Source organism: Pedobacter terrestris (genome assembly GCF_052343045.1).
Taxonomy (GTDB): Bacteria; Bacteroidota; Bacteroidia; order Sphingobacteriales; family Sphingobacteriaceae; genus Pedobacter.
In genome coordinates, this window is record NZ_CP180264.1 from 3,779,061 (window position 1) to 3,802,238 (window position 23,178).

Below are 23,178 nucleotides of genomic sequence, written 5' to 3' on the forward strand. Positions count from 1 at the left end.
GGTAAAATTTAAAAAGAGTGTATTAAAATGCACTATAAAAGTTAAAAATTACCCAACTCATGAAAATTTCATTTCACTTGTAGAATCGATTCCATTACTAAAAACATTTTGTACTTTAGCATTAAACTTCCCTAACCAAACTTAAAATCCTGCCGAGTTTTGCATGAAATATCTTTTAAATTTTGTGTTACTGTTGATTTGTTTTTCAGCGCGTGCACAAAGCGAGTATGTGTTTAACCACCTTAATGTAGAAAATGGACTGGTTCAGAGTTCAGTGCTGTCAATTGCACAGGATGCCAGGGGATTTATCTGGCTCGGTACCCGTTTCGGTTTAAGTAAATATGATTCCAGAACCTTCAAATCGTATCAATATACAAAAGGTGATCCACATGGATTAACGTCATCCGAATATATTTCTTCAATACTTTCAACCCGGACAGGCGATTTATGGATTGGAACATCTCATGGCTTGAATAAATACAATGAAACACATGACAACTTCGATCAGATTTTGGCTAAAAACGCAGATCAACGTGGCCTTAGCGATTCTAAAATTAACTGCATTTACGAAGACCGTGAAAAAAGATTATGGATAGGTACCGGAAACGGTCTGAATTTACTGACGTCAAAAAAAAATTACCAATTCCAGCAGTTTCTAAATCATGGAAAATTTAAGCGGCAAGTGTATGTCACTTATGAAGATCACAATGGAACACTTTGGTTAGGTACTTCAAGTGGACTTATGAGCCTTAAAATCAAAAATAATCAGGCACACTTCAATTATTTCAAGTCGTTTAGTGATCAACTGAATCGCCATATTGATAACCACGTCACCAGTATTGTTGAGGACGCAAAACATAATTTATGGATTGGAACCAAACAGAGCGGGCTGAGCAAATTCAATTTACAAACTAAAAAAATAACGACTTATACAAATTCTAACCTGAATCAATACGGTATAAGCAGCAACAATATCAGAAAAATCATCATAGACAGTGATGATAAAATTTGGATAGGTACACTCCACGGAATTAATGTATATGATCCAAATACAGGAAGATTTACGGCTTTACAAACTGACCCAGGGAATCCATCAAGCCTAAGTCAAAACTCTGTATATGACATTTTTCAGGATCGGCAAAAAATCATTTGGGCTGGTACCTATTATGGAGGGGTTAATATGATTTACCCCAATTACAGTGCCTTTAAGCTCTATAAAAGTTCCAAAAACAAAAATGGCTTGAGCAGCAATGTAATTAGTGCAATTACAGAAGACAATAAACATAACCTTTGGATTGGAACCGAGGGAGAGGGCGTGAATTACTATGATAAAAACAAGAAAGTTTACACACACTATCGCTATAATCCAAATGATGCCGGCAGCTTGAGTTCAAACCTGGTTAAGGCCATCATACAAGACAAAGACGAAAGGGTTTGGATTGGTACGCATTTAGGCGGTCTAAATCTCTTTAACCCGGCAACAAAAAAATTCATTCATTTTAAAAGCCGTAAAAATGATCCGCAATCGCTTAGCAATGATGAGATAACTTCCCTTTTCGAAGATAGTTTTGGTCGATTTTGGGTCGGTACCAATAATGGCTTAAATAGCTTTGACCCTTCCAAAGGCACATTTGTCCGAGGTAAAATCCACAATGTTTTACACGCAATTTCCTTCATATTTGAGGATCGTGAAAAGATTTTGTGGGTAGCCACAAATTCGGGTTTATATGAACTCCGGCCCGGAGAAAAAGATTTCAGAATTAGGAAAGCTAAAAATCCGGGAGAATTGCCATATAATGACGTGAGTTGTATGCTACAGGACAAAAGGGGTTTCATCTGGATCGGAACATTTCGAAACGGGCTTTTTAAACTTGATGCAAAGCGGCATGCTTACAAAAAAATCAGTACCAGCGAAGGTCTTCCAAGCAACAATATTGTCGGTATACTGGAAGACGACTTGCATATGCTTTGGATCAGTACGGATAATGGTCTTTGTAAATTTGACCCTAATCTAAATTCTTTTAAAAATTTTAATATAAAAGATGGTTTGCCCGGAAATGAATTCAATTATAAATCGGTACTTAAAGATTCGAAAGGTGAATTTTTCTTTGGTAGTTTAAAAGGGCTCATCAGTTTTCATCCAAATGAAATACTTGAGAATAAAAATACGCCTCCTGCAGTTTTCACTAACCTTAAACTCTTCAATAAGGAGATTGCGTTAAATGGAGAAGAAGGAATTCTTAAACAAAACATTAGTTTAACAAAAAAAATAACCTTTAAAGCAAGTCAGAATATATTTACTCTAGATTTTTCTGTGCTAAACTTTATCAAACCCAGTAAGAATCAATATGCTTACAAACTGGACGGATTTGAGCGCAACTGGAATTACGTTGATTTACCATCTGCAAGTTATACCAACTTGTCGCCGGGAAACTATACTTTAATGGTAAAAGGAAGCAACAACGATGGGGTCTGGTCCAATCAAATCAGCACTCTAGCAATTGAGGTTCTGCCGCCCTACTATCGTACCTGGTGGGCATATATGTTCTACATAGCAGTTTTATCTGCCGTTTTATTACTCGGATTAAGGTATCTGCTGATCCGGGCTGTATTGAAAAAGGAAAAAGAGATTAATGAACATAAGTTAGAATTTTTCACCAATATCTCACACGAGATCAGAACTCCTTTAACTTTAATTCTCGGTCCGCTGGAAAAATTACTCGATGAGTCTCAAGATCAGCCAGTTCTAAACAGAGCTTTGCACCCCATAAAGAATAACGCAGACCGCCTGATGCATCTGATAACCGAACTTATGGATTTCAGAAAAGCGGAAAGCGGAAAACTGGCATTACATGTAAGTCCGGGAAATATTGTGAAGTTCTGTCGCGAGATTTTTATAGCTTTTCAAAACCTTGCGGCAATGCGGCAAATTGAGTATAGCTTCCAATCATCAGCAGAAGATATTGAACTGTATTTTGATAAAGTTCAGCTCGAAAAAGTACTGTTTAACCTGCTCTCGAATGCATTTAAGTTTGCACCAAATAACGGCTACGTACGTCTGATCATCAATAATGAACATTCCGGATTGACCATTTGCGTATTGGACAATGGCCCCGGTATCCCGAAAAACGAACAGACAGATCTTTTCCAGAATTTCTATCAGGCAGGAAACTCTTCAGGAATTGGAACGGGTATTGGCCTCGCCCTATCTAAAAGTATAATGGAATTGCACCATGGAAAAATATGGTTTGAGCGCTACAACACAATGTCGGAAGACAAAGCTGAAACCTGTTTTTCTATTCTCCTGAAATTCGGAAAAGAACATTTCTCTAAATCAGAATTTATTGCAGATTACGTTTACTATGATGATGTATGCCATTACACTGAACATCTGGAAACGGAGCATACGTATGTCCAAGCTTCCCCCGAGGATACACATTCTTCAGCAGTAAAACCAAATATTTTACTGGTAGAAGACAACACTGAAGTACGGAATTATTTGAAAACCATTTTAGATAAAGATTATAAAATCATAGAAGCCGAAAATGGCTTAGAAGGCTTAAAAAAAGCGGTAGATTTTATCCCCGATCTGGTAATAAGCGACGTTATGATGCCTGTTATGGACGGTTTAGAATTGTGCCGAAAGCTGAAAACAGATGAAAGAACCAGCCATATTCCGGTAATTTTACTTACAGCAAGATCAGCTTATGTACACCAGGTTAATGGCCTGGAACATGGCGCCGATGTCTATATACTAAAACCCTTTAACACCAAAATTTTGCGTTTGAATGTCGAAAATCTAATTACAGGAAGGGAAATGCTTCGCAAAAAATTTTCACAGTTAATTGTTCTTGAACCCAAAAGTGTGTTGATTAACGAAACTGAGCAATTGTTTCTGAATAAAGTAATAGGCATTATTGAAGCACATCTATCAGACTTAAATTTCGACGTCGCCAAACTGGCTATGGATGTAGGTATGAGCCAGCCGGTTTTATATAAAAAAATCAGAGCCCTAACAGATTTATCAGTAAATGATTTTATGAAATCAATCCGTTTAAAATCGGCAGCAAAGATGTTTAACAACGGATTTATCAGCATTGCTGAAGTGGCATATGCTGTTGGGTTTAATGACCGGAAATACTTTAGCATAGAATTTAAAAAATACTTTGGAAAAACACCTAGCGAATTTCTTCAGGAGCAATCAAAAAACTAAATTAAACCTGCGTAGCATTTAAAACAATTTGAACCTCAGTACGCTTTTACTTAGGGTAATAATTCCATTATCCGGATTTTTAGTTTAGGATATGAAAATTTTAAAAGCACTTCTGGCTGGTTTTTCCGGTGCAGTTGCATTAAATATTTTGCATGAAACGGTTCGCCATTATGATTCTGATGCACCTCGTATTGATCTCTTGGGTGAAGAAGCACTATGCCGATCATTGAATAGTTTAAATCTCGAATCGCCAACGGGAAAAAACCTGTATCTGGCAACACTTGCAAGTGATGTTTTAAGCAACACACTCTATTTTAGCGCAATTGGTATGGGCAATAAAAAAAACCTTTATCTGAAAGGTGTAGCCGCGGGAATAACCGCCGGACTTGGTGCCATAAGTGTTCCAAATCAAATCGGGCTTGATGAAAAGCCAGTAACTAAAACGGAAAAAACTAAAGTTTTAACTGTTGCCTGGTATCTGATTGGTGGCTTAGTAACTGCCGCAGTGTTAAAAAATATGAAAAACAGCTAGAATGCTCAACAAAACCCATTTACTCCCAAAGCTCATCATATTGCTATTTACGGCCGGTTTTTATTCATGCAAATCCGGAAGTGTGAATTTGTTTAAAGCGGCCAGTCCACATGAACAATATCAGAAAAAACTTTCTTCCAGCGGATTAGACAAAACCGCTATGGGTTTAGCCTGGATAGAAAATTCAGTTCAAAGTATTCAGAAAGCATTGACGATTTCCGTCCCTTACCGCGAAACCGGGTATTTTTCAGCAGAAAAAGTTCGGGCCATTGCTTACCAGTTCTCCGCTGTAAAAGGGCAAAAAATCACTGTAACCACACTTAAAAAGCCTGAAAATTCTGCATTATATCTGGATATCTGGAAGCAAGACGAAAAACTGGCTTTAAAAAACATCGCATTTTCAGATACCCTGAATAATCCGGTTGAGTTGGAGATTACTGATAATGGTAAATATTTTATCAGAATACAACCGGAACTATTGCAAGGAATTGAATACACGATTTCAATTGTTTCCGGACCATCATTATCATTTCCGACAGGTACAAAAAAAAGCAGCAGTATTCAAAGTTATTGGGGCGATAGCCGCGATGCAAATGCACGCAAACACGAAGGGGTAGACATTTTCGGTGCATTCAGGAGTCCGGTTTTAGCCGCAGCAAACGGAACTGTAACAAGAGTTAACCAAAATAATCTGGGCGGGAAAGTAGTTTGGCTCCGACCAGAGGCCAAAAATTATAATTTATATTATGCCCATTTAGATGAACAGCTCGTTATTGAAGGACAATCTGTCAAAGTAGGCGATACACTTGGCCTGATGGGAAATACAGGCAACGCAAAAACAACCCCAACTCACCTTCATTTCGGGATATACGAATCCGGGGGCGCGACAAATCCTCTTCCTTTCATAGATTTGGTAACTAAAACTCCGCCACAGATTAAAGCATCTGTACTCAACCTGAATAAAACATTGAGAACACGAACAACAACTCAAATATTAAACGCTCCAACAGAAAATGCCCTTCCATTACATACGATTCCACCGGCGACAATTGTTAGCGTAATCGCCGCCACGAAAAACTATTATCACATCGAAATGCCAAATGGCCAGACTGGATTTTTATTAAGTGCTGTACTTGTAGCAACAGACCATCCTATACGTAAGCTAAAAGTCGGAGAATACCAGGAAGTCGTATACGATAAACCAGAACAATCTGCTGCTGCTAAAATGGTGTTAAAACCCGGAGAAATGATAAATTTGCTTGGTAATTTCGAAAATTTTCAATTGATAAGTAATCAGCAGGCGGAAATTGGCTGGATTGTTAAACGATAATTATGAACATTTTTCAACAACCCATTAATCTTCGCGCACGCAGACGCGGGTTTCATATAATCACAACAGAAATTGAAGAGGCAATGCCTCAAATCAAGCAGATAAAAGCGGGTATTTGTCAGGTATTTATACAACATACATCTGCATCGCTCACCATAAATGAAAACGCAGATCCCACTGTGCGACAGGATTTTGAAATGTTTTTCAATAAAACCGTTAAAGAAAACGATCCGGACTACGAACATGATTATGAAGGATCTGATGATATGCCGGCGCATTTGAAATCTTCGCTTTTAGGGAGTTCTGTGAGCATTCCCATTCGTAACGGTCGATTGGCTTTAGGCACCTGGCAAGGCATTTACCTTTGCGAACACAGAAATTATGGAGGTTCACGGAGTTTAATAATCACTGTTTGGGGCGAGTAAACTGGTCATTTTCGAGCGTTTGAATGGGTAACCAAAAGCCAAATACAGAGCCTTCACCTTCAACAGAGTCAACCCAGATCATACCATCTAGTCGTTTCACGATTTCTGCAGAAATATATAAACCCAAACCCAAGCCCGGAAAAGTATGTTGCTTGGTTTCATTGACCCGATAAAACTGCTCAAATACGTGATCTTTTAAATTTCTGTTAATGCCAATACCGAAATCCTCTACCAGAATTTCTACGCCGTTATCACGGGCATTTGCTTTTATGATAATCTGATCTGCTTTGGGCGAATATTTTATCGCATTGGCGATTAGATTGGTTAGTACCTGACAAATCCGGTCGCGATCACCATTTATAGTTCCGTAAAAACCTATTTCCTGAACAATAGAGTGCGTTGCAGAAAGCCGTGACATATCTTCGATAACTTCGTTCAACATCTCATTAAAATCAAAATTCTGCCGATCAAAACTTAACTTACCGGAAGTTATTTTAGTCACGTCGAGCAAATCGGTAATCAAATTCGTAAGCCGGTCTACCTGTTTGTTCATTTTAGAAAGGAGGTCGGCATTTTTCAAATCCCCTGATTTTATAAAAATAGACTCAAGCACCTGCGCATATGCTTTTAAACTGGTAACTGGCGTTTTCAGCTCATGGCTTGCAATACCTAAAAAATTATCCTTCTGCCGCTCAAGTTCCTTTTGGTGGTGAATATCGGTATTGGTGCCATACCATTTTACAATCTCATTATCCGCATTTTTTAGGGGCAAAGCTCTAACCAGGAACCAGCGGTATACGCCTTCCCTATCTAAACATCTAAATTCTGTTTCATAAGGTTCACCGCTGTTTAAGGCTTTATTCCATATTTTTTTTGCTTTCTCCCGATCATCTGGATGTACGGTTTCCGTCCATAATGTATTAATAATTTCAAGTTGTGGCCGCCCGCTTTGATCATACCAACGTTTATTGATATAATCGATTTGTCCGTTTGGTTTGCTGGTCCAAACAATAGATGGTACAGTATCGGCTAAAAACTCAAGTTCATCTACCACATTTTGCAACGTTGCATTTTTTTGGTTTAAAATATTTCGGATACTTAATTCGGGTCTTAAATCTCGTGCGATTCCGGCAATAGCTACAGGAACATTTGTGAGTTCCTCCCGGATCATATAAAATTGTTTATGGATAGGAATAATTTCTCCGGTATGCTGATGGATCAGTTCAAGCTCCCCAGACCATCTGCCTTTCTCGAATAAAACCGGAAAAATTTCATCTTTTATTCGCTTGTTAGCCTCTGTACTATGGTAATCGAATATACTTTTCCCAAAAATTTCAGTTTTTTCTATGCCTATAAGCATAATACCCGAGGGGTTAATGTATTGCGTATGGCCTTCAATGTCACAGTAGTTGCAAAAATCCTCGCTGCTGGAAATTATGGCAGCCATTTGTTCGAGTTGTGCCTTTGCTTTAATTTCAGCACGTAAATCTCTGGCCGTTGTTCCTCTTCCAATTACTTCTCCGGTTGTCGGATCTTTAATTAAAAGATAACTTACCCAACATGGAATTTCTTCATTGCTTTGTATATTTTTAAGTTTGAAGTATCCCTGCCAACCATTTTCTTCATTAAGATTACGGAGTACTTCCTGTTGAACACGATGGTATTCTTCTGGCGAATAAAACTGCTGAGCATTAAGTCGGCTTACATCCGCATCTGGCTGAACGCCGAGCATTTGTCTGGATGCCTGATTCATATAAATCAATTCACCATTCATCTTTGCAACCGTCATATGATCGGTATTATTGTTTACCAGCGTGAGTAGTTGACGTTCACTCCGTCGGGAACGGATTTCTTCAGAAATGTCTTGCGCAATTCCTGCAAAGCGGAAAGCTACTCCACGCGCATTAAAATATGCCCGACCTTTACAATGCACCCATCTTACAACACCATCAACCGAACTGACTGTCCGGTATTTGATATCATAAATACCTTCATTTTCTGGATCTATGGCCATTTTTACCGCCTGATCCACGCTGTTCTTATCGTCCGGATGAATGCAGTTTAACACATCCTGATACAATACTTCACCATTTTGGGGAAACCCGAATAATACGCGACAGCGAATATCCCACTCTACTGTATTTCTAATCGGATCGAGATTCCAGGTGCCAATTCCTGCAGACTGCAATGAAAATTTAAGGCGCTCTTCGGTTTCAATAATCTGCTCGCGTGCCAGTATGAGTTCTGTAAGATGTGCGGCTGTATTGATAATGGCATAAACTTCTCCCTTTTCATTTCTAAGTGCCTTGTAGGTAAAAGTAAAATAAAATTTCTGCAGCATTCCATCAACCACGAGATCAACACGTGCCTCTTTAGAATGAAACGTTTCTCCACTTATATATACTTGCTGTAAAATTTCGAGAAAACCTTGGTCTTTAAGTTCAGGCAAAGCCGCAAGAAGTGGCTTTCCGATTACAGAATGGTCTTTACCCCACAATTGGATCATTTCCGTATTGGCAACCTCGATGATCATGTCTAACCCAGTATAGATCGCCGTTGGCATTGGAGAAGCCTCTATCAGTGATTCAAATTTGCTGTTCATATTGTGGTTGTCCGTTCAAGGGTTTTTAAAGATATAAAAAGTAGGCCTTAAAATTAGCTCTGTTTGAGTAAATTCCGGATGTGTGATAATACAGACTAAAAAAGCCCCAAAATAACAAAGAATTTTGGGGCAATAAATTTTAAAAAAGAACTTAGTTTATCTATTTTGTATTGATCCAGGTGGCAATATCATTTATTACAGTTTCGGAAACATTTGCAGGCAATTGGTATTGCGTCATGTTTCCTTTTTCCGTTTGCGTGGTCATCAGGTGATTTAATTCCGGATAAAACTTCAGCTGAACAGTTTTTTTCTTCCCAAGCGCTGTATTCCACAAGTCGAAATCCGTTTTAGGAACCTGAAAATCGTTACCACCTTGCAAAATCAGTATGCGCTTAGTTAGTTTTTTAGATTCTGCGACCTGATCATTACTGTTTAAATCTGTCCAATATTTAGCCGGAAGACCTAAAATAACAGAATCCGGTTTTATGGTTGTTCCTAATTGGGTTAGTTTGGCTTGCTGGATAGCGGTAATTGCCTCATTCAGTTTTACTTTATTGGTTTCACTTGTGTCTTTCGCCAAACTGAACATGTATTTCGTCTGATCGGTAATGACATCGGCAAGTTTCCTGGCTGGTGCTGCAGCAAGGATTATACCCGCAACATCCGGAGAAGTGACTGCAATACGCGGCGCCAACATACCGCCCAAACTATGGCCGTAAACGTAAATTGCTTTAGGGTTTACGCCTGCAATAGATTTTGCGGTAGCGATAGCAGATGCTGCATCATCCAGAACTTCTTCTTTAACCGTAAACACACCTTGAAATTCATTGGCGTAAATTAATGTACGTTTTACATATCGAACAGAAGCGACACCTTTGGCTGCCAAACCTGCGGCCAAATCTTTGAAGGGCTTATTGGCGCCAATACTTTCGTCCATATCACTCGGACCAGACCCGTGTACAAAAACGACTACAGGAAAATTCTTCTTCCCTTTAGGTGTGGTAACAACGGCAGCCAGCTGGTGCTTTGGAGAATTCAGGTAAACAGATGTTTCAGTATATAAATTTGTATCTGCGTAAAGCGGTTTTTTATATTCTGACGCAGTTTTTCCAGGAATTAAGAACAAACCCACAATTTTCTGCGCCTTGTTAAATCCTAAAAGGAAATTCTGATCGCCATTGGCAAATTTTCCTTCAACGGTTACAGCAAAAAATTCACCTTGTGCTTTGCTTTGTATCGGATCTAATGATTCAGCTTTACCAAATTTGGCATTTACTTCTGTCCACATTTTTTTCAATCCGTCTTCACTGATTTTAGTTTTTAAGGTATCGTCAAAAAAGCTATAAGCTTCCGGATATTTGTCTTCCTGAAGAAATTTAAAAAAATCACTTGCACCGTTAAACAGCTGAATAACATTCTGGGAAAAAGCCGTTGTGGTAAAAAGTAAAGCAACAACAAATAAAATAGTTTTTTTCATGTATAGGGTTTGTTTGTCAGTGTATGCTTCAAAGTTAACAATATTTCAATGCCATGAAATCAAATGGTGATTATCTGCAAGAGGCTTAACTTTTTTTAACATTTGAAAGATAAAGAATGTCAGGAGCTATTTTACGTTTCTTTTTTAGCCGACACAATATTTTTTATCCTGAACGTTTATATACCTGAGAGCGTTAATTTAGATGACGGGGACATAGCTTAAGGCAATGTCTCCGTTTCTTTTTTTACAGCATTTTTCTAAAAAAAAAATCTACTCCCACACAATATTTTCTATACAGGACGTTTATATACCTGAGAGCGTTAATTTAGATGACGGGGACATGGCTTAAAGCAATGTCTCCGTTTCTTTTTTTATAGCGTTTTTCTAAAAAAAATCTACTCCCACACAATATTTTCTATCCAGAACGTTTATATACCTGAGAGCGTTAATTTAGATGACGGGGACATAGCTTAGGCAATGTCTCCGTTTCTTTTTTTTACAGCATTTTTCTAAAAAAAACTACTCTGATACAATATTTTCTATCCAGAACGTTTATATACCTGAGAGCGTTAATTTAGATGACGGGGACATAGCTTAGGCAATGTCTCCGTTTCTTTTTTACGACAAAGAAAGGACACCGCTAGATGTCCTTTTTCTATTATATGATGGAGTTGAGAATTTTAAACTTCGAAAGATGAAATTTTTTCTTTTTTAGTGAAATTTTGGTCAGCGGTGTATTTTTTAGGTTTTAAAACAAGATACAGTCCAAGGCCGATTAGCACAAAAGCGGGTGTGATGCTCGAAAATTGAAAATCAAAAATCGCTATATCTTTAAATGTAAAGATCCCACCGATAATGGTTAACCACAACCATTTACGCCCTTCAAAATTATTGTTGTACCCAATCCATAATCCCGCCGCAAGCATTATAGTGTGCCAGCTTAAAATCCAGTGTGGTAAACCCAGCCCTGCATTTCTCAAAAGCAGTACGGCGCCTATTGTTACAATTAAAATCCCTAAACCTAAATGTTTATCAGCGTTGTTTTTTTTGATGAAATTTTCCATGACCTTTGTTTTTTATTCAAATGTAGGGCACATTATACGTTCAGGACATAGACAAGGGCTTAACCGATTGAAAACCTCGGCGAAAGAATGGAAAAGGTCGGTAAAATAAAATGTGTTTTTTTTGAGAATATTATTTGGTCGGTAGAAAGCGCGTCGGAATACGTTATTCAAAAATTTGGATGCCCTTGCTGCTGCTCATAATTACGCGTTTAGTCAACCCGATAAACAAACCATGAGCCAAAATACCTTCAATTTGATTTAGCGTTTTGGCCAGTTCTTGCGGATCTTCTAACAAGCCGAAATTGGCATCGATTACCCAGTTGTTATTGTCGGTTACAAAAATCTGTTCATCTTTTGTTCTGCGTTTAGAATTGGCAGAAAGCAAACTCAATTGATCTAAAACATATTGATAGGCAACAGGCACGACTTCTATCGGGATTGTAAAAGCTCCCAACCGATCTACTTTTTTACTTTCATCGGCAATTACGATTGCATTTTTACTTAATGACGCCATAATCTTTTCTCTAAAATGTGCGCCGCCGCCGCCCTTGATTAAATTAAGTTGCTCGGTAAACTCATCTGCGCCATCAATACTTATATCTATAGAAGAAAGTGTGCCCAAATCTACCACCTGGATTCCAAGTGATTTTGCAAGGTCTTCAGAGTTTTTTGAGCTGGATGTGGCGGTAATCTGCATTCCATCGGCAACTTTTTTCCCCAATTCATGAATGGCAAACGTTGCGGTTGTACCGGTTCCCAATCCAACCAAATCTCCATCTTTAACATACATTACCGCTTTAATCGCTGCTTCCAGTTTTAAAGCATCCTGATTTTGTTTTGTAAGAGTTCCCATCTCGTAAAGATAAAAAACAAGAAGGTATGATTGGCCATTTACTAAAAAATATGCAATGCGGGCATCTGGGAACAGAGCGCTTTAAAAACAAAAAAATTATTGCTTGCACAATAATTCTGTATTCTGGCGTTTGTATATATGAGAGCGTTAATTTAGATGATGGGGATTCTGCTAATATGTGGAATCCCCATTTCTTTTCGATCTTATTTTGGGTTAAAATCGGCCGGTAGCTGGAGTGCTTCCGGCCGATTTTTTTTATTTCTCAGTAGACAATGAGTATGGAAAATCTACGGGATTTGAACCTCTTGTTTTATTTGGCGTTGCAGACATACCGAAGTTTAAAACGGCACCTTTTTGCAATCCGCTGTGGCTGATCCAGTTTTTAGAATATGGTTTTCCATTCATCTGCAGAGATTGTACATATCTGTTTGCATCGCTGTTTGCAGGTGCATTAATCAATACAGTTTTACCATTATCAAGCGTTAAGATTACTTTTTTGAACAATGGAGCACCCAATACATATTGATCTGTTGCCGGTGTAACCGGATAAAAACCCATTGCAGAGAACACATACCATGCAGAAGTTTGTCCGTTGTCTTCATCACCACAGTAACCATCTGGCGTTGCTCTGTACATTCTGTTCATAGTTTCCCTAACCCAATACTGAGTTTTATAAGGTGCACCACCATAATTGTACAAGTAAATCATGTGCTGAATTGGCTGGTTTCCATGTGCGTACTGACCCATGTTTGCAATCTGCATTTCGCGGATTTCATGAATAACACCACCATATGCACTTTCATCAAATACCGGAGGCATAGAGAAAACTGAATCCAGTTTGGTTACAAATTTCTGATGTCCACCCATTAACTTAGCCAAACCATCTACATCCTGAAATACAGACCAGGTATAATGCCAGCTATTTCCTTCAGTAAATGCACCGCCCCATTTAAACGGACTGAAAGGACTTTGGAAAGTTCCATCCTGATTTTTTCCGCGCATTAAACCAGAAGCCGGATCGAAAAGATTTTTGTAATTCATTGCTCTTTTCTTGTAAATCTCAATTTCTGATGCTGGTTTACCTAAAGCTCTACCCAACTGATAAATGGTAAAATCATCATACGAGTATTCTAAAGTTTTAGCCGCATTTTCGTTTTTCTTAACATCAAAAGGAACATAGCCCAATTTGTTGTAATATTCTACACCATCACGACCAACAGCTTCCATTGGGCCTTCATTATTTGCTCCATGTTTTAAAGCTTCCCAAAGAGTTTGAATATCGTAACCACGCAAACCTTTAATGTACGCATCAGCTACAACAGATGCAGAGTTATTGCCCACCATAATATTTGCATAACCCGGACTGCTCCATTCTGGCAACCATCCGCCTTCTTTATAGTCGTTGATTAAACCTTCTTGCATCTCTTTATTTATCGAAGGATAAACCAGATTCAGGAATGGATACAACGCACGGAAAGTATCCCAGAAACCTGTACCAGCAAACATATAACCCGGCAAAACCTGACCATTATACGGGCTCCAGTGTACAATTTTGTTTTGTGCATCTACTTCATATAATTTATTAGGGAAGAATAACGTGCGGTACAAACAAGAGTAGAAAGTACGTGTTTGATCAATTGTTCCGCCTTCAACAGCAATTTTGCTTAACGTTTTATTCCACGTTGCCCGTGCTTTTGCTTTTGTTGCATCAAAACCATCTGTAGACAATTCCCTTTTCAAGTTCAATTCTGCTTGTTCAAAACTAATGAAAGAAGAAGCTACTTTTGCTAAAACCTGCTCCCCTTTCTTCGTTTTGAAACCAATTACAGCACCGCTATGGTCGCTTTCCAATTCAAGCTCATTGTCTTTAAGGTTTTTGCCACTCCAGGTTTTTGCCAGATCAAAATCTTTATTAAAATAAATAACAAAGTAATTTTTGAAATTCTTAGGCAATGGACCACGTGCATATTTAGAGGTATACCCGATGATTTTACGCTCGGCCGGAATGATCTTAATATAAGAACCTTTGTTTTGTGCATCTACTACTACGTAAGAACTATCGGTTTTAGGAAAAGTAAACCTGAATTGCGCAGCGCGTTCTGTTGGTGTAATTTCTGTAGTTACATCGGCATCTGCTAAATAAACACTGTAGTAATATGGTTTGGAAACTTCCGCTTTGTGGCTAAACCAGCTTGCGCGGTCATCATCTGTAAATTTTAGTTTTCCGGTAACGGGCATAATGGCAAATGCGCCATAATCGTTCATCCACGGGGAAGGTTGATGGGTTTGTTTAAAACCACGTATTTTATCGGCATCATAAACATATGCCCAGCCATCGCCCATTTTACCTGTTTGTGGCGACCACATATTCATTCCCCACGGCAAACCAATTGCGGGATAGGTATTTCCATTAGATAAGCTTGGTTTAGATTGGGTACCCATTAGCGGATTAATCCAATCTACCGGATCGGTAATTTTACCTACAGTTTGTGCAAAGCTGGATGATGCGGCTAAGCTCAATAAGGCGATAAATAATTTTTTCATTTTTGTTTTCTATTTCCGTTTATGTGTTGTGAACTATGGGATTTTAAATCTCCGGATTTTTTACATAATCTGCCCAAAGTGCATCCAAATCTTTACCTGTTAGGGTTGTCCAAATTTGGTTGATATAACGATGATCACGTAACGATGCATCTATTGTTTTAATGGTTCCGGGTTTCACATTTTTTTCTATCCAGGCGAAAAAACGCGCCGTAATACGGTAACTGTTTTTATAACTGTGTTCTGGTTTTAAAGCGGGTAAAGCCCATTTTGCACCGGCGTTATCGATACCAAATTTGTAACGTGCATAGTCTGCAATACCTTCGGTAAGCCATCCTGGACCAACGCTATTGCCGTAATCCTGTACAATGTGCATCACTTCGTGTGTAACTACATCGATGTCTTCAGGATGTTTTTCCATCCAGATTGAGCTGTACGTTACTTTTCCGTTCGCAGTTGCAGCTACACCTTTGTAAGCAGTATCGACAGAAAAAGTAACCTTTTTTAAGGTCTTTGGATTGTATTCTTTTGCCAGTTTCGGATAAACATCAAAAAAGGTCGAAATCAATCGTTGCTTTAATTTGGGATCAAGCGCCGAAAAATTGTTCTCGAATGTCAATTGATAACCGTTTTTTTTGATTACATCCTGTGCTTTAAGCGCCGAAGGCAGCATAAAGGCGGCAGACAATAAACCGATGATTGTGGTTTTTTTCATAAACTTTCTGATTATGGGTTGGCCTAAAATACAAGGCAATCTAATTAATTTTATAAATCGTTTTACCAATTGGGTAGCAAAATTGGCGTTAATTGTTGTTTGATGCTTCCTGGTAATTGTAATCGAAACAGCTGGCTGCGCCAATTAATGCGGCATGTTCTTTCAATTCTGATATTTTAAGCGTTGCATCAACCTGGTTTCCTTTTAAAGTAGCGGTTAATTCTGGTGCAAATTCATTAAATGCCTGTGCGATATTGCCGCCAATAATCACGGTATCAATCTCATTCTCGTTAATAATCGGAATTAGAAACTGAGCCAAATTGTTTCCAAACTCCATAAAAACCCGCGTTGCGGCATGACTTTCCGGAAGCAAAGTCACCAATTCTTTTACCCCGGCAAGTTCTTGTTGGGTAAGTTCTTTGTATCGTTTAGTAAACCACTGGGTGGATAGATATTCTTCGGCAATGCCACTTAGAAAAGGCGAATCCCACAAGGCAGCATCGGTTGCTTTAAAGTTAATGCAAAATGCAGAACCTAATCCTGTACCTAAAGTTAATCCCATTACACCTGTTTTTCCTTTCGCTGCACCGGCAAAAACTTCGCCCTGCAGAAAACCCGCAGCATCGTTAATGAAGCGAATATTTTCTGCAGAAATGCCTAAACGTTTTGCCAGCTCCTGCTTAACATTTATCTGGTATAAAGATTTGAATTTATCCTGATCTTTAATCAGCGATATGCCCATTTTATAATCAAACGGACCGGGCATCGCAATACCAACCGTAATTTCTGAAGTGGAATGTGCTGCATACGATTCGCGGATGATGGCGCTCCAGCCATCTAAAATATCAGCTGATGCTGCTTTAGAATCTATAAACTTTCTTTTGATAGATCCTTCAATCAATTGTTTATGATCTAAATCTACCAAACCTGTGGTAATATGAGAACCACCAATATCTACGCCTAAAGTTAATGTGGTAGATTTTGCTTTGTCAATGTCTTCTTTCATTAATGTACTGAATGCCGCTGATGCGATTTTTTATCAGACTTATTTTATAATTGTCCCTGGTATAATTTACTTTTACTATTTCCCGCATCTACAAACCACATAAAGACACATACAGAGAAATATATTCTGAAATGAAGATCAATATCTGGCTCATTAGATAACCGCTAATTTAGATTAATAAAACGTTTTTCCAAGTAACAACATTGCTAAACGAACGAAATGATTAATGCTTTTTTTATAGAGGTTGCGGTTTAAAATGTGTAGCCGTAAATATATTCTACCGCATACAATAAAACAAAGTTTTAAGCGGTTATTGGCGTAAAAACAATTTGGTTTACAGCATGAAGAAACCAATAGTTGCTTTGCTATGCTTTTTTTCCTTTTTTATCGCTGTATTTAAGATCTAACGCTGCATTCTTACTGTAATCGGCCCAAAGCTGGTCAAGAGTTTTCCCGGTAAGGTTTTCCCATGATTTTTCTGTGTAAGTATGCGCCCTCAATTGCTGATCTAAAGTTGGGATTAATCCGGGTTTTACCTTTTGCTCCAGGTATTCAAAAAAGCGTGCAGTAATTCTGTAGCTATTGGTATAACTCTGTTTCTCATTGTAAGCGGGTAAAGCCCATTTAGAACCCACATTATCTACACCATATTTATACCGTACATAATCTGCAATACCTTCCGTTAGCCAAACCGGACCAGCGCTGTAACCATAGCCTTGTACAATGTGCATGGTTTCATGCGTAACCACATCTATATCTGTTGGATGCGCTTTCATATAACCCGCACTAAACAAAATTCGGTTTCCGCTGGCTTCAGCAACTGCTTTATATGCTGTATCTACCACAAAAAGTACATCTTTTGTAGATTTGTTGTTGAACGTTTTAACCAAAGTGGGGTAAATCTCAAAATAGGTATCAATAAGGTTTTGTCTGACTTCGGGATCAAGATTTGGATCTTTGCTGATGAATGTTAACGTATACCCTTTCTTTTTTTCTTTACTAAAGTAAGACCAGTTTCTTTTGAAAGCTTCTTCCAGTTCGTGTTCAATTTTACTTTGCGATTTGTCTTTAACCCAATCCGGATTTACTTTAATTTCTCCGGCTTTTGCCAGAATGGTTGCAGCCTCATTGGTAAAAATCAGTTCTGCATCTCTTTTGGTTCTATAACCATCTGCAGATGCAAACCACGGATATACATTGTAAAATGCCGCAGTTAAATTAGCCTTTACTTTAGGATCAATAGTGTTTTCTGTATCTGCGATAGAAATTTGATACGCTTTTTCTTTTTTCTGGGCGAATGTGGAGTATACCAAAACGCTAAGCAGTAAACTGAGTAAAACTTTTTTCATCATGGTGGTTTATTTTTATAATATTTTTTATTCGATATCTTTGATTAAGACTAAACTAAAACGTTTAATTAATCAATTATAAGAATTTTAATATTTCTAAAGTGTACCATATATGTGACATATAGATAAAACGAGAAAATGTTAAAATTACCCTAAAATTTATAAATTGATTTATCTCACATTGCTCAACGAAAATGGCTTATCATCTACAGTAAGACCACGGCTTTTGTTAGCAGTTTTAGACATTTCGAGGTTAAGCATGCCGCCATTTAGAATTTGCTGGTGCGTAATGTAATTGCGGGTAAACGCTGCACCGTTTAATGTAGCCGATTGGATATACACATTTTCATCAGAATTTCCACTTGCATTTATAATGAATTTTTTACCGTTCTCCAGGTTGATTGTTATTTTTTTAAACGCCGGACTCCCAATTACATATTCACCAGTTCCGGGTGTTACGCTGTAAAAACCCAAAGCACTCAAAACATACCATGAAGAAGTTTGCCCTTGATCTTCATCGCCGGGATATCCATTTTCTGTAGCATTGTACAATTTTTTCATTACATCGCGTACGCGAAATTGCGTTTTCCAAGGCTCTCCGGCATAATTATACAAGTATACCATATGCTGAATGGGTTGGTTGCCATGTGCATATTGCCCCATATTGGCCATCACCATTTCGGTCATTTCATGAATCATGCCGCCGTATGATCCGGTATTTACCGTATTGGGTTCAGAAAAAACAGAGTCTAATTTTGAGACAAAATTTTTGTTGCCTCCCATCATATTAACCAGTCCTTGCACATCTTGAAAAACTGACCATTGCCAATGCCATGCATTTCCCTCTGTAAATGGCCCGCCCCACTCTGTCGGGTCAAAGTTTTTGGCCCATCTTCCACATTCATCTTTTCCGCGCATAAAACGCGATGAAGGATCATACACATTTCTATAATTATACATTTGGCGTTTAAAAATATCACTGTAAAATGGCTTTCCGGTCATTTCTGCCAAATGGTATCCGCAAAAATCGTCGTACGCATACTCTAAAGTTTTAGCTGTTGCTTCTCTGTACTTTGGATAAGGCACGTAACCAAGTTGATAATATTCACGCCAGCCATCACGTCCGTTTGCCGGCCCCCAAGGTCCTTTTTCTGTTGCTTCGTGCAAGTAAGCTTTTAGTGCTTTTTCGGGATCGAAGGTGCGAATGCCTTTTGCCCATGCATCTGCAAAAAGTGAAATGGCATGATTTCCAATCATACTTCCTGCTTCGCTGGGAAAAGACCAGGAAGGCAGCCATCCGCATTGATCATATGCATCTAACATGGCTTGCATATAACGGCCATGCATTTCTGGCTGCATTAAAGTATTCAAAGGAAATTGCGCTCTGAAAGTATCCCAAAATCCGGTGTCTGTAAACATATAACCGGTGTGTACAGAACCGTCATACGGACTAAAATAAACCGGTTTTCCTGCCTGATCCAGTTCATAAAATTTACGCGAAAACAAACTTGCTCGGAAAAAGCAAGAATAAAAAGTCTCCAGATCTGCTTTATCTCCGCCTTCAACTTCTATTTTACCGAGCGATTTATTCCAGACTTCTGCTGCTGTTGCTTTGGTTTGTTCGAGGTTGTTTTGAGCCCCAAGTTCACGTTCGAGATTTAAAGCGGCTTGTTCTTCACTAATGTAAGATGAGGCCGTTTTCACTTGCACTTTTGCCCCGGTTTTAAACTCGAGATATAATCCTTTACCTTTTCCGTCTGCCGAAGTAGAATCTGGTTTTACGCTATTACTTTGGTTTTCCCAGGTTCCATAAGCTTTAAAGGGTTGATCAAAAACAGCTACGAAAAAACTTTTCCATCCTTTTTTAAATCCCTCTCCGTTATTTACATAACCGGTAATTTTCCGTTGCGCGGGATAAATTTTTACGCCGCTTAAACCGGTATAACCATCAAGCACCAAAAAACTTTTTTCGCCTTTCGGGAAACTGAAACGCAGGTGTGCACCGCGCTCAGTTGGTGCAATTTCTGTATTTATGCCGTTATCAAATTTCACCTGATAATAATTCGGTTTGGCTGTTTCATTGGCGTGAGAAAATTTGGTTTCTCTTTGGTTTTCATTTACAACCAATTGACCGATTTCTGGCATGAAAGAAAAAACAGCGTAATCGCGTGTCCACGAACTGCATTGATGCGCTTGCTGAAAACCGCGAATTTTATCTTTAAAATACTGATATTTCCAGCCATCACCATTTTTTCCGGTTTGTGGTGTCCAGGTATGCATTCCAAAAGGCAAAGCAGTTGTTGGATAGGTATTGCCGCGCGTAAGTTCATGTTTGGAATTTGTGCCTTGAAGCGTATTTACATATTGCACGTAATTGTTTTTCTGGGCATAGAGCAAGGCAGAATAAAATACCAATAAGAAGGTAAATCTGATTTTCATAAAGTGCTTTGGTTAGATTGGCTTTTCAATACATCAATAGCGGGCAGTCGCCATTTTTGCTAAAAAGCAGGAATTGTGAAGGGAATTTAATTTAGCATAGGCCAAAACCAGCGCACAATGAATAGTAGAAAGTATCTGTACGCTGGTTATTAATTATTTTCTTATTGAATGTTCCATTTATCGGCAAGCATTTTGATAAAATATCCACCTACAACACTTCTCGCCTGAAAACCAACTTTTTTACCATCGGTTGTTTCATGCCAATCGCTCAGTGGAACTTTAGTTGTGGTTTCATTCAAATATTTATGTACGGGGTGAACAAATTTTTGAAAATCTGTTGGGTTATCCGTCAGCGTTGCCGTCCATAAAATCCAGTCCGATTTTGTATAGGTTTTGCGGCTATCTAGAGGCAAACCATATTCGTTTTGTTTGGTTAAATAATATTTAATCTCCTTATCGTACACCGCTTTAGGAAATAAATTTAGTTTCAATAATTTATCCCACACCAAATTGTATTTCTGGCTCCAGGTATTTTTATCGTCAAATGTCAATGCGTAATGATCGCCTGCATCTGCTATTTGCTGCCATTTTGCAGCCATATCTAAAGCGATTTTACGGTATTTAGATGCGACATCTTTTTTGCCCAGCACATCTGCCATTTGCGCATAGGCGCCAATACCTACAATTGCTTTTACCGATAAATTTGCATTTCTGGCTAAATGGCCTGCAAAATCATCTGTACACAATTGGTTTGCCGGATCAAAACCCTCTTTAACCAAATAATCTACCCATGTAGATAATGTGTTCCAATGTTTGGCGGCGTAATTTCCGTTTCCATCGGCTTTAGTTAGTGCACCGGTTAGAATAATCATGTTTCCACCTTCTTCCACTGGCATGTCTTCACCGTAAATCTGTCCGTTTGCTACAGGATAAGTACCCAAATCGTGCGCAGGATAATTCTTTTTCCATTTTCCGCTTTCTGCATAATAGAAAATACCATTCAACATTCCTTTTAACAATTCTGGATTGTAGAACAAATATTGAGGTGCAGATGGGTAAGTTACATCTACAGTGTTGATAAAACCACCGCTAAAGTTTTCTTTAGAAAGGAAAAGAATTTCGCCATTTGGTGCGTAAACAATTTTATGCGCGCTGATACTTTGTCTATAAGCTGCTTTACATAAATCTGCATATTCTTTACCGCCAGATTTCACCGCTGCATTGTATAGCTGGGCATCAAAGTCTTTGGTTTTATCTTTTAGTGCGGAGTAATCTTTTGCCGCTTGTGCCAGCTGATCTTCAAATTTTCCGGTTCCGTTTTTCTTCCAGATTGGCAATAACGCCTCACCGAAATACTCTACAGATTTCTGATCATCATAACCCAACATTAAATGGCGTTCTACCTTGTTACCAGACACATTTCCGAAGGAAATTACACTTGCCAAATCAAGGCCTTTGTTGTTTAAAATTTCAGTTTGTGTTGGATATTTCTGCGCCATAAAGGCGGATACATTTTCTTCCTGATGACCGAGAAACTGCTTTGCTTTAAAATCAGCCGGAACGGCCACATACAAATATCCATAATCTATGCGCACACCATCTCCTTTCTTTTGCAAAATGGGCTGCTCTACAGTTCCGGTTTTCAAAATATTTAGATTTCCGGCAGTGCTTTTCCAGGCAGAAACCGGTTGATCAGGTGTATTCACCGCAATATCTGAAGAAGCGCTGAAATACAATTCTACCTGGTGCGTTTTTCCATCATTTGCTTTTGCAGCATACGTGATGTAACTGATTGGCCTTGCAGTTAATTCAATATTATCCAACAATAACGGAGAAGTGAATCTGACATTCAAATCTACCGTTCCGCAAGTAAATGCATAAGTGGTGTTGGTAGCGTCAAGTTTTACATCTTTCTGCGTAGCCAGTTGCATTTTTATCTTTTGCGGCACTTCTTCTACAATTCCGGCATCTAAGAAACGGCCGCCGGCAGTGTTTTTACAATGAATGGACAAGGTATTTGTGCCCGTTTTTAAAATGCCTTCTGCAATAGGAATATAGATATATTCATGTACCCAACCTTCTTTGTTGTAGATGGATTTTCCGTTAAGAAAAACTTCTACATTGTCATCGTGATTAAGTTTAAGATATTTTTTTGATGAGGATAATTTTGCAAGCGTAAATTTCCGCTGGATGTAAATGTTATCGCTTTCCCATTTCGTTTTAGCCTGATTGTCATCGCCGAAAGGCGCAATTCCACTTTTCCAAGAACTGGCATTGAATGCGGGTTGATTCCAGTTGTTTGCGGGTTGATCAAAGCTGTAACTGGCGGTATATTTTACTTCGTCTGAAGCGGGCAATATGGCTTTGTAGTTTTTTCGCTCTGCGCCCATAAACCGGTAATATTGTCCGTCTACTTTTAGAATCCCCAAAAGAGATTGATCCTGGCCGGTCCAGTGTTTGGTTGCCGATTCATTAAGTTTGTCTCCGAAAGACCAAATACTAAAATAGGTATCGTGTGCAATAAGTGGATAAGCCGGCGCATGATCTTGTGCACGCACGCCAATGGAAAACAATAGGGCTAAAGCTAGCAGGTATTTTTTTTTCATGGTATATTGGTTAGAAATGATCAATC

At 38.6% G+C, this 23,178-nt stretch carries 14 protein-coding genes; 4 read left to right on the plus strand and 10 right to left on the minus strand.

Annotated features, from left to right (window positions below):
* Positions 1-163: 163 nt before the first annotated feature.
* From ACJVDH_RS16040 to ACJVDH_RS16055, 4 genes are all read left to right on the plus strand, one after another.
* On the plus strand, positions 164-4,213 hold the full coding sequence (locus ACJVDH_RS16040) for a hybrid sensor histidine kinase/response regulator transcription factor (RefSeq protein WP_443944417.1): 4,050 nt from the start codon (positions 164-166) through the stop codon (positions 4,211-4,213).
* Between the two features lie 91 nt (positions 4,214-4,304).
* Positions 4,305-4,745: a hypothetical protein gene (locus ACJVDH_RS16045; protein ID WP_443944418.1), complete on the plus strand. Its 441-nt coding sequence runs from the start codon at positions 4,305-4,307 to the stop codon at positions 4,743-4,745.
* Between the two features lies 1 nt (position 4,746).
* Positions 4,747-6,075: a peptidoglycan DD-metalloendopeptidase family protein gene (locus ACJVDH_RS16050; RefSeq protein WP_443944419.1), complete on the plus strand. Its 1,329-nt coding sequence runs from the start codon at positions 4,747-4,749 to the stop codon at positions 6,073-6,075.
* A gap of 2 nt (positions 6,076-6,077) precedes the next feature.
* Positions 6,078-6,500 carry a secondary thiamine-phosphate synthase enzyme YjbQ gene (locus tag ACJVDH_RS16055; RefSeq protein ID WP_443944420.1) on the plus strand — a complete coding sequence of 141 codons (423 nt, stop codon included), beginning with the start codon at positions 6,078-6,080 and terminating at the stop codon, positions 6,498-6,500.
* Here the strand turns inward: ACJVDH_RS16055 and ACJVDH_RS16060 are convergent.
* From ACJVDH_RS16060 to ACJVDH_RS16105, 10 genes are all read right to left on the minus strand, one after another.
* Positions 6,481-9,102: a PAS domain S-box protein gene (locus ACJVDH_RS16060; protein WP_443944421.1), complete on the minus strand. Its 2,622-nt coding sequence runs from the start codon at positions 9,100-9,102 to the stop codon at positions 6,481-6,483. The genes ACJVDH_RS16055 and ACJVDH_RS16060 overlap by 20 nt on opposite strands.
* Before the next feature lie 160 nt (positions 9,103-9,262).
* Positions 9,263-10,579: an alpha/beta hydrolase gene (locus tag ACJVDH_RS16065; RefSeq protein ID WP_443944422.1), complete on the minus strand. Its 1,317-nt coding sequence runs from the start codon at positions 10,577-10,579 to the stop codon at positions 9,263-9,265.
* A gap of 680 nt (positions 10,580-11,259) precedes the next feature.
* Positions 11,260-11,643 carry a LiaF transmembrane domain-containing protein gene (locus ACJVDH_RS16070; RefSeq protein WP_443944423.1) on the minus strand — a complete coding sequence of 128 codons (384 nt, stop codon included), beginning with the start codon at positions 11,641-11,643 and terminating at the stop codon, positions 11,260-11,262.
* 163 nt (positions 11,644-11,806) lie between these two features.
* Positions 11,807-12,496: a ribose-5-phosphate isomerase RpiA gene (rpiA, locus tag ACJVDH_RS16075; RefSeq protein ID WP_443944424.1), complete on the minus strand. Its 690-nt coding sequence runs from the start codon at positions 12,494-12,496 to the stop codon at positions 11,807-11,809.
* A gap of 255 nt (positions 12,497-12,751) precedes the next feature.
* The gene (locus tag ACJVDH_RS16080) at positions 12,752-15,040 is read right to left on the minus strand and encodes a GH92 family glycosyl hydrolase (protein WP_443944425.1); all 2,289 of its coding nucleotides are present in this window, start codon (positions 15,038-15,040) and stop codon (positions 12,752-12,754) included.
* Positions 15,041-15,083: 43 nt separating this feature from the next.
* Positions 15,084-15,752 carry a basic secretory protein-like protein gene (locus ACJVDH_RS16085; protein WP_443944426.1) on the minus strand — a complete coding sequence of 223 codons (669 nt, stop codon included), beginning with the start codon at positions 15,750-15,752 and terminating at the stop codon, positions 15,084-15,086.
* 88 nt (positions 15,753-15,840) lie between these two features.
* The gene (locus tag ACJVDH_RS16090; RefSeq protein ID WP_443944427.1) at positions 15,841-16,758 is read right to left on the minus strand and encodes an ROK family protein; all 918 of its coding nucleotides are present in this window, start codon (positions 16,756-16,758) and stop codon (positions 15,841-15,843) included.
* 365 nt (positions 16,759-17,123) lie between these two features.
* Positions 17,124-18,110: a basic secretory protein-like protein gene (locus ACJVDH_RS16095; RefSeq protein WP_443944428.1), complete on the minus strand. Its 987-nt coding sequence runs from the start codon at positions 18,108-18,110 to the stop codon at positions 17,124-17,126.
* Positions 18,111-18,278: 168 nt separating this feature from the next.
* A complete protein-coding gene (locus tag ACJVDH_RS16100; protein ID WP_443944429.1) occupies positions 18,279-20,546 on the minus strand; it encodes a GH92 family glycosyl hydrolase in 2,268 nt (755 codons plus the stop codon).
* A 161-nt stretch (positions 20,547-20,707) separates the two neighbouring features.
* Positions 20,708-23,152 carry a glutaminase domain-containing protein gene (locus tag ACJVDH_RS16105; RefSeq protein WP_443944430.1) on the minus strand — a complete coding sequence of 815 codons (2,445 nt, stop codon included), beginning with the start codon at positions 23,150-23,152 and terminating at the stop codon, positions 20,708-20,710.
* Positions 23,153-23,178 lie beyond the last annotated feature (26 nt).

What these genes read in the sequence shown, in the direction of transcription:
- ACJVDH_RS16040 (WP_443944417.1), top strand. Translation starts at nt 164, where the DNA reads ATGAAATATCTTTTAAATTTTGTGTTACTGTTGATTTGTTTTTCAGCG.
- ACJVDH_RS16045 (WP_443944418.1), top strand. Translation starts at nt 4,305, where the DNA reads ATGAAAATTTTAAAAGCACTTCTGGCTGGTTTTTCCGGTGCAGTTGCA.
- ACJVDH_RS16050 (WP_443944419.1), top strand. Translation starts at nt 4,747, where the DNA reads ATGCTCAACAAAACCCATTTACTCCCAAAGCTCATCATATTGCTATTT.
- ACJVDH_RS16055 (WP_443944420.1), top strand. Translation starts at nt 6,078, where the DNA reads ATGAACATTTTTCAACAACCCATTAATCTTCGCGCACGCAGACGCGGG.
- ACJVDH_RS16060 (WP_443944421.1), bottom strand. Translation starts at nt 9,102, where the DNA reads ATGAACAGCAAATTTGAATCACTGATAGAGGCTTCTCCAATGCCAACG.
- ACJVDH_RS16065 (WP_443944422.1), bottom strand. Translation starts at nt 10,579, where the DNA reads ATGAAAAAAACTATTTTATTTGTTGTTGCTTTACTTTTTACCACAACG.
- ACJVDH_RS16070 (WP_443944423.1), bottom strand. Translation starts at nt 11,643, where the DNA reads ATGGAAAATTTCATCAAAAAAAACAACGCTGATAAACATTTAGGTTTA.
- rpiA (WP_443944424.1), bottom strand. Translation starts at nt 12,496, where the DNA reads ATGGGAACTCTTACAAAACAAAATCAGGATGCTTTAAAACTGGAAGCA.
- ACJVDH_RS16080 (WP_443944425.1), bottom strand. Translation starts at nt 15,040, where the DNA reads ATGAAAAAATTATTTATCGCCTTATTGAGCTTAGCCGCATCATCCAGC.
- ACJVDH_RS16085 (WP_443944426.1), bottom strand. Translation starts at nt 15,752, where the DNA reads ATGAAAAAAACCACAATCATCGGTTTATTGTCTGCCGCCTTTATGCTG.
- ACJVDH_RS16090 (WP_443944427.1), bottom strand. Translation starts at nt 16,758, where the DNA reads ATGAAAGAAGACATTGACAAAGCAAAATCTACCACATTAACTTTAGGC.
- ACJVDH_RS16095 (WP_443944428.1), bottom strand. Translation starts at nt 18,110, where the DNA reads ATGATGAAAAAAGTTTTACTCAGTTTACTGCTTAGCGTTTTGGTATAC.
- ACJVDH_RS16100 (WP_443944429.1), bottom strand. Translation starts at nt 20,546, where the DNA reads ATGAAAATCAGATTTACCTTCTTATTGGTATTTTATTCTGCCTTGCTC.
- ACJVDH_RS16105 (WP_443944430.1), bottom strand. Translation starts at nt 23,152, where the DNA reads ATGAAAAAAAAATACCTGCTAGCTTTAGCCCTATTGTTTTCCATTGGC.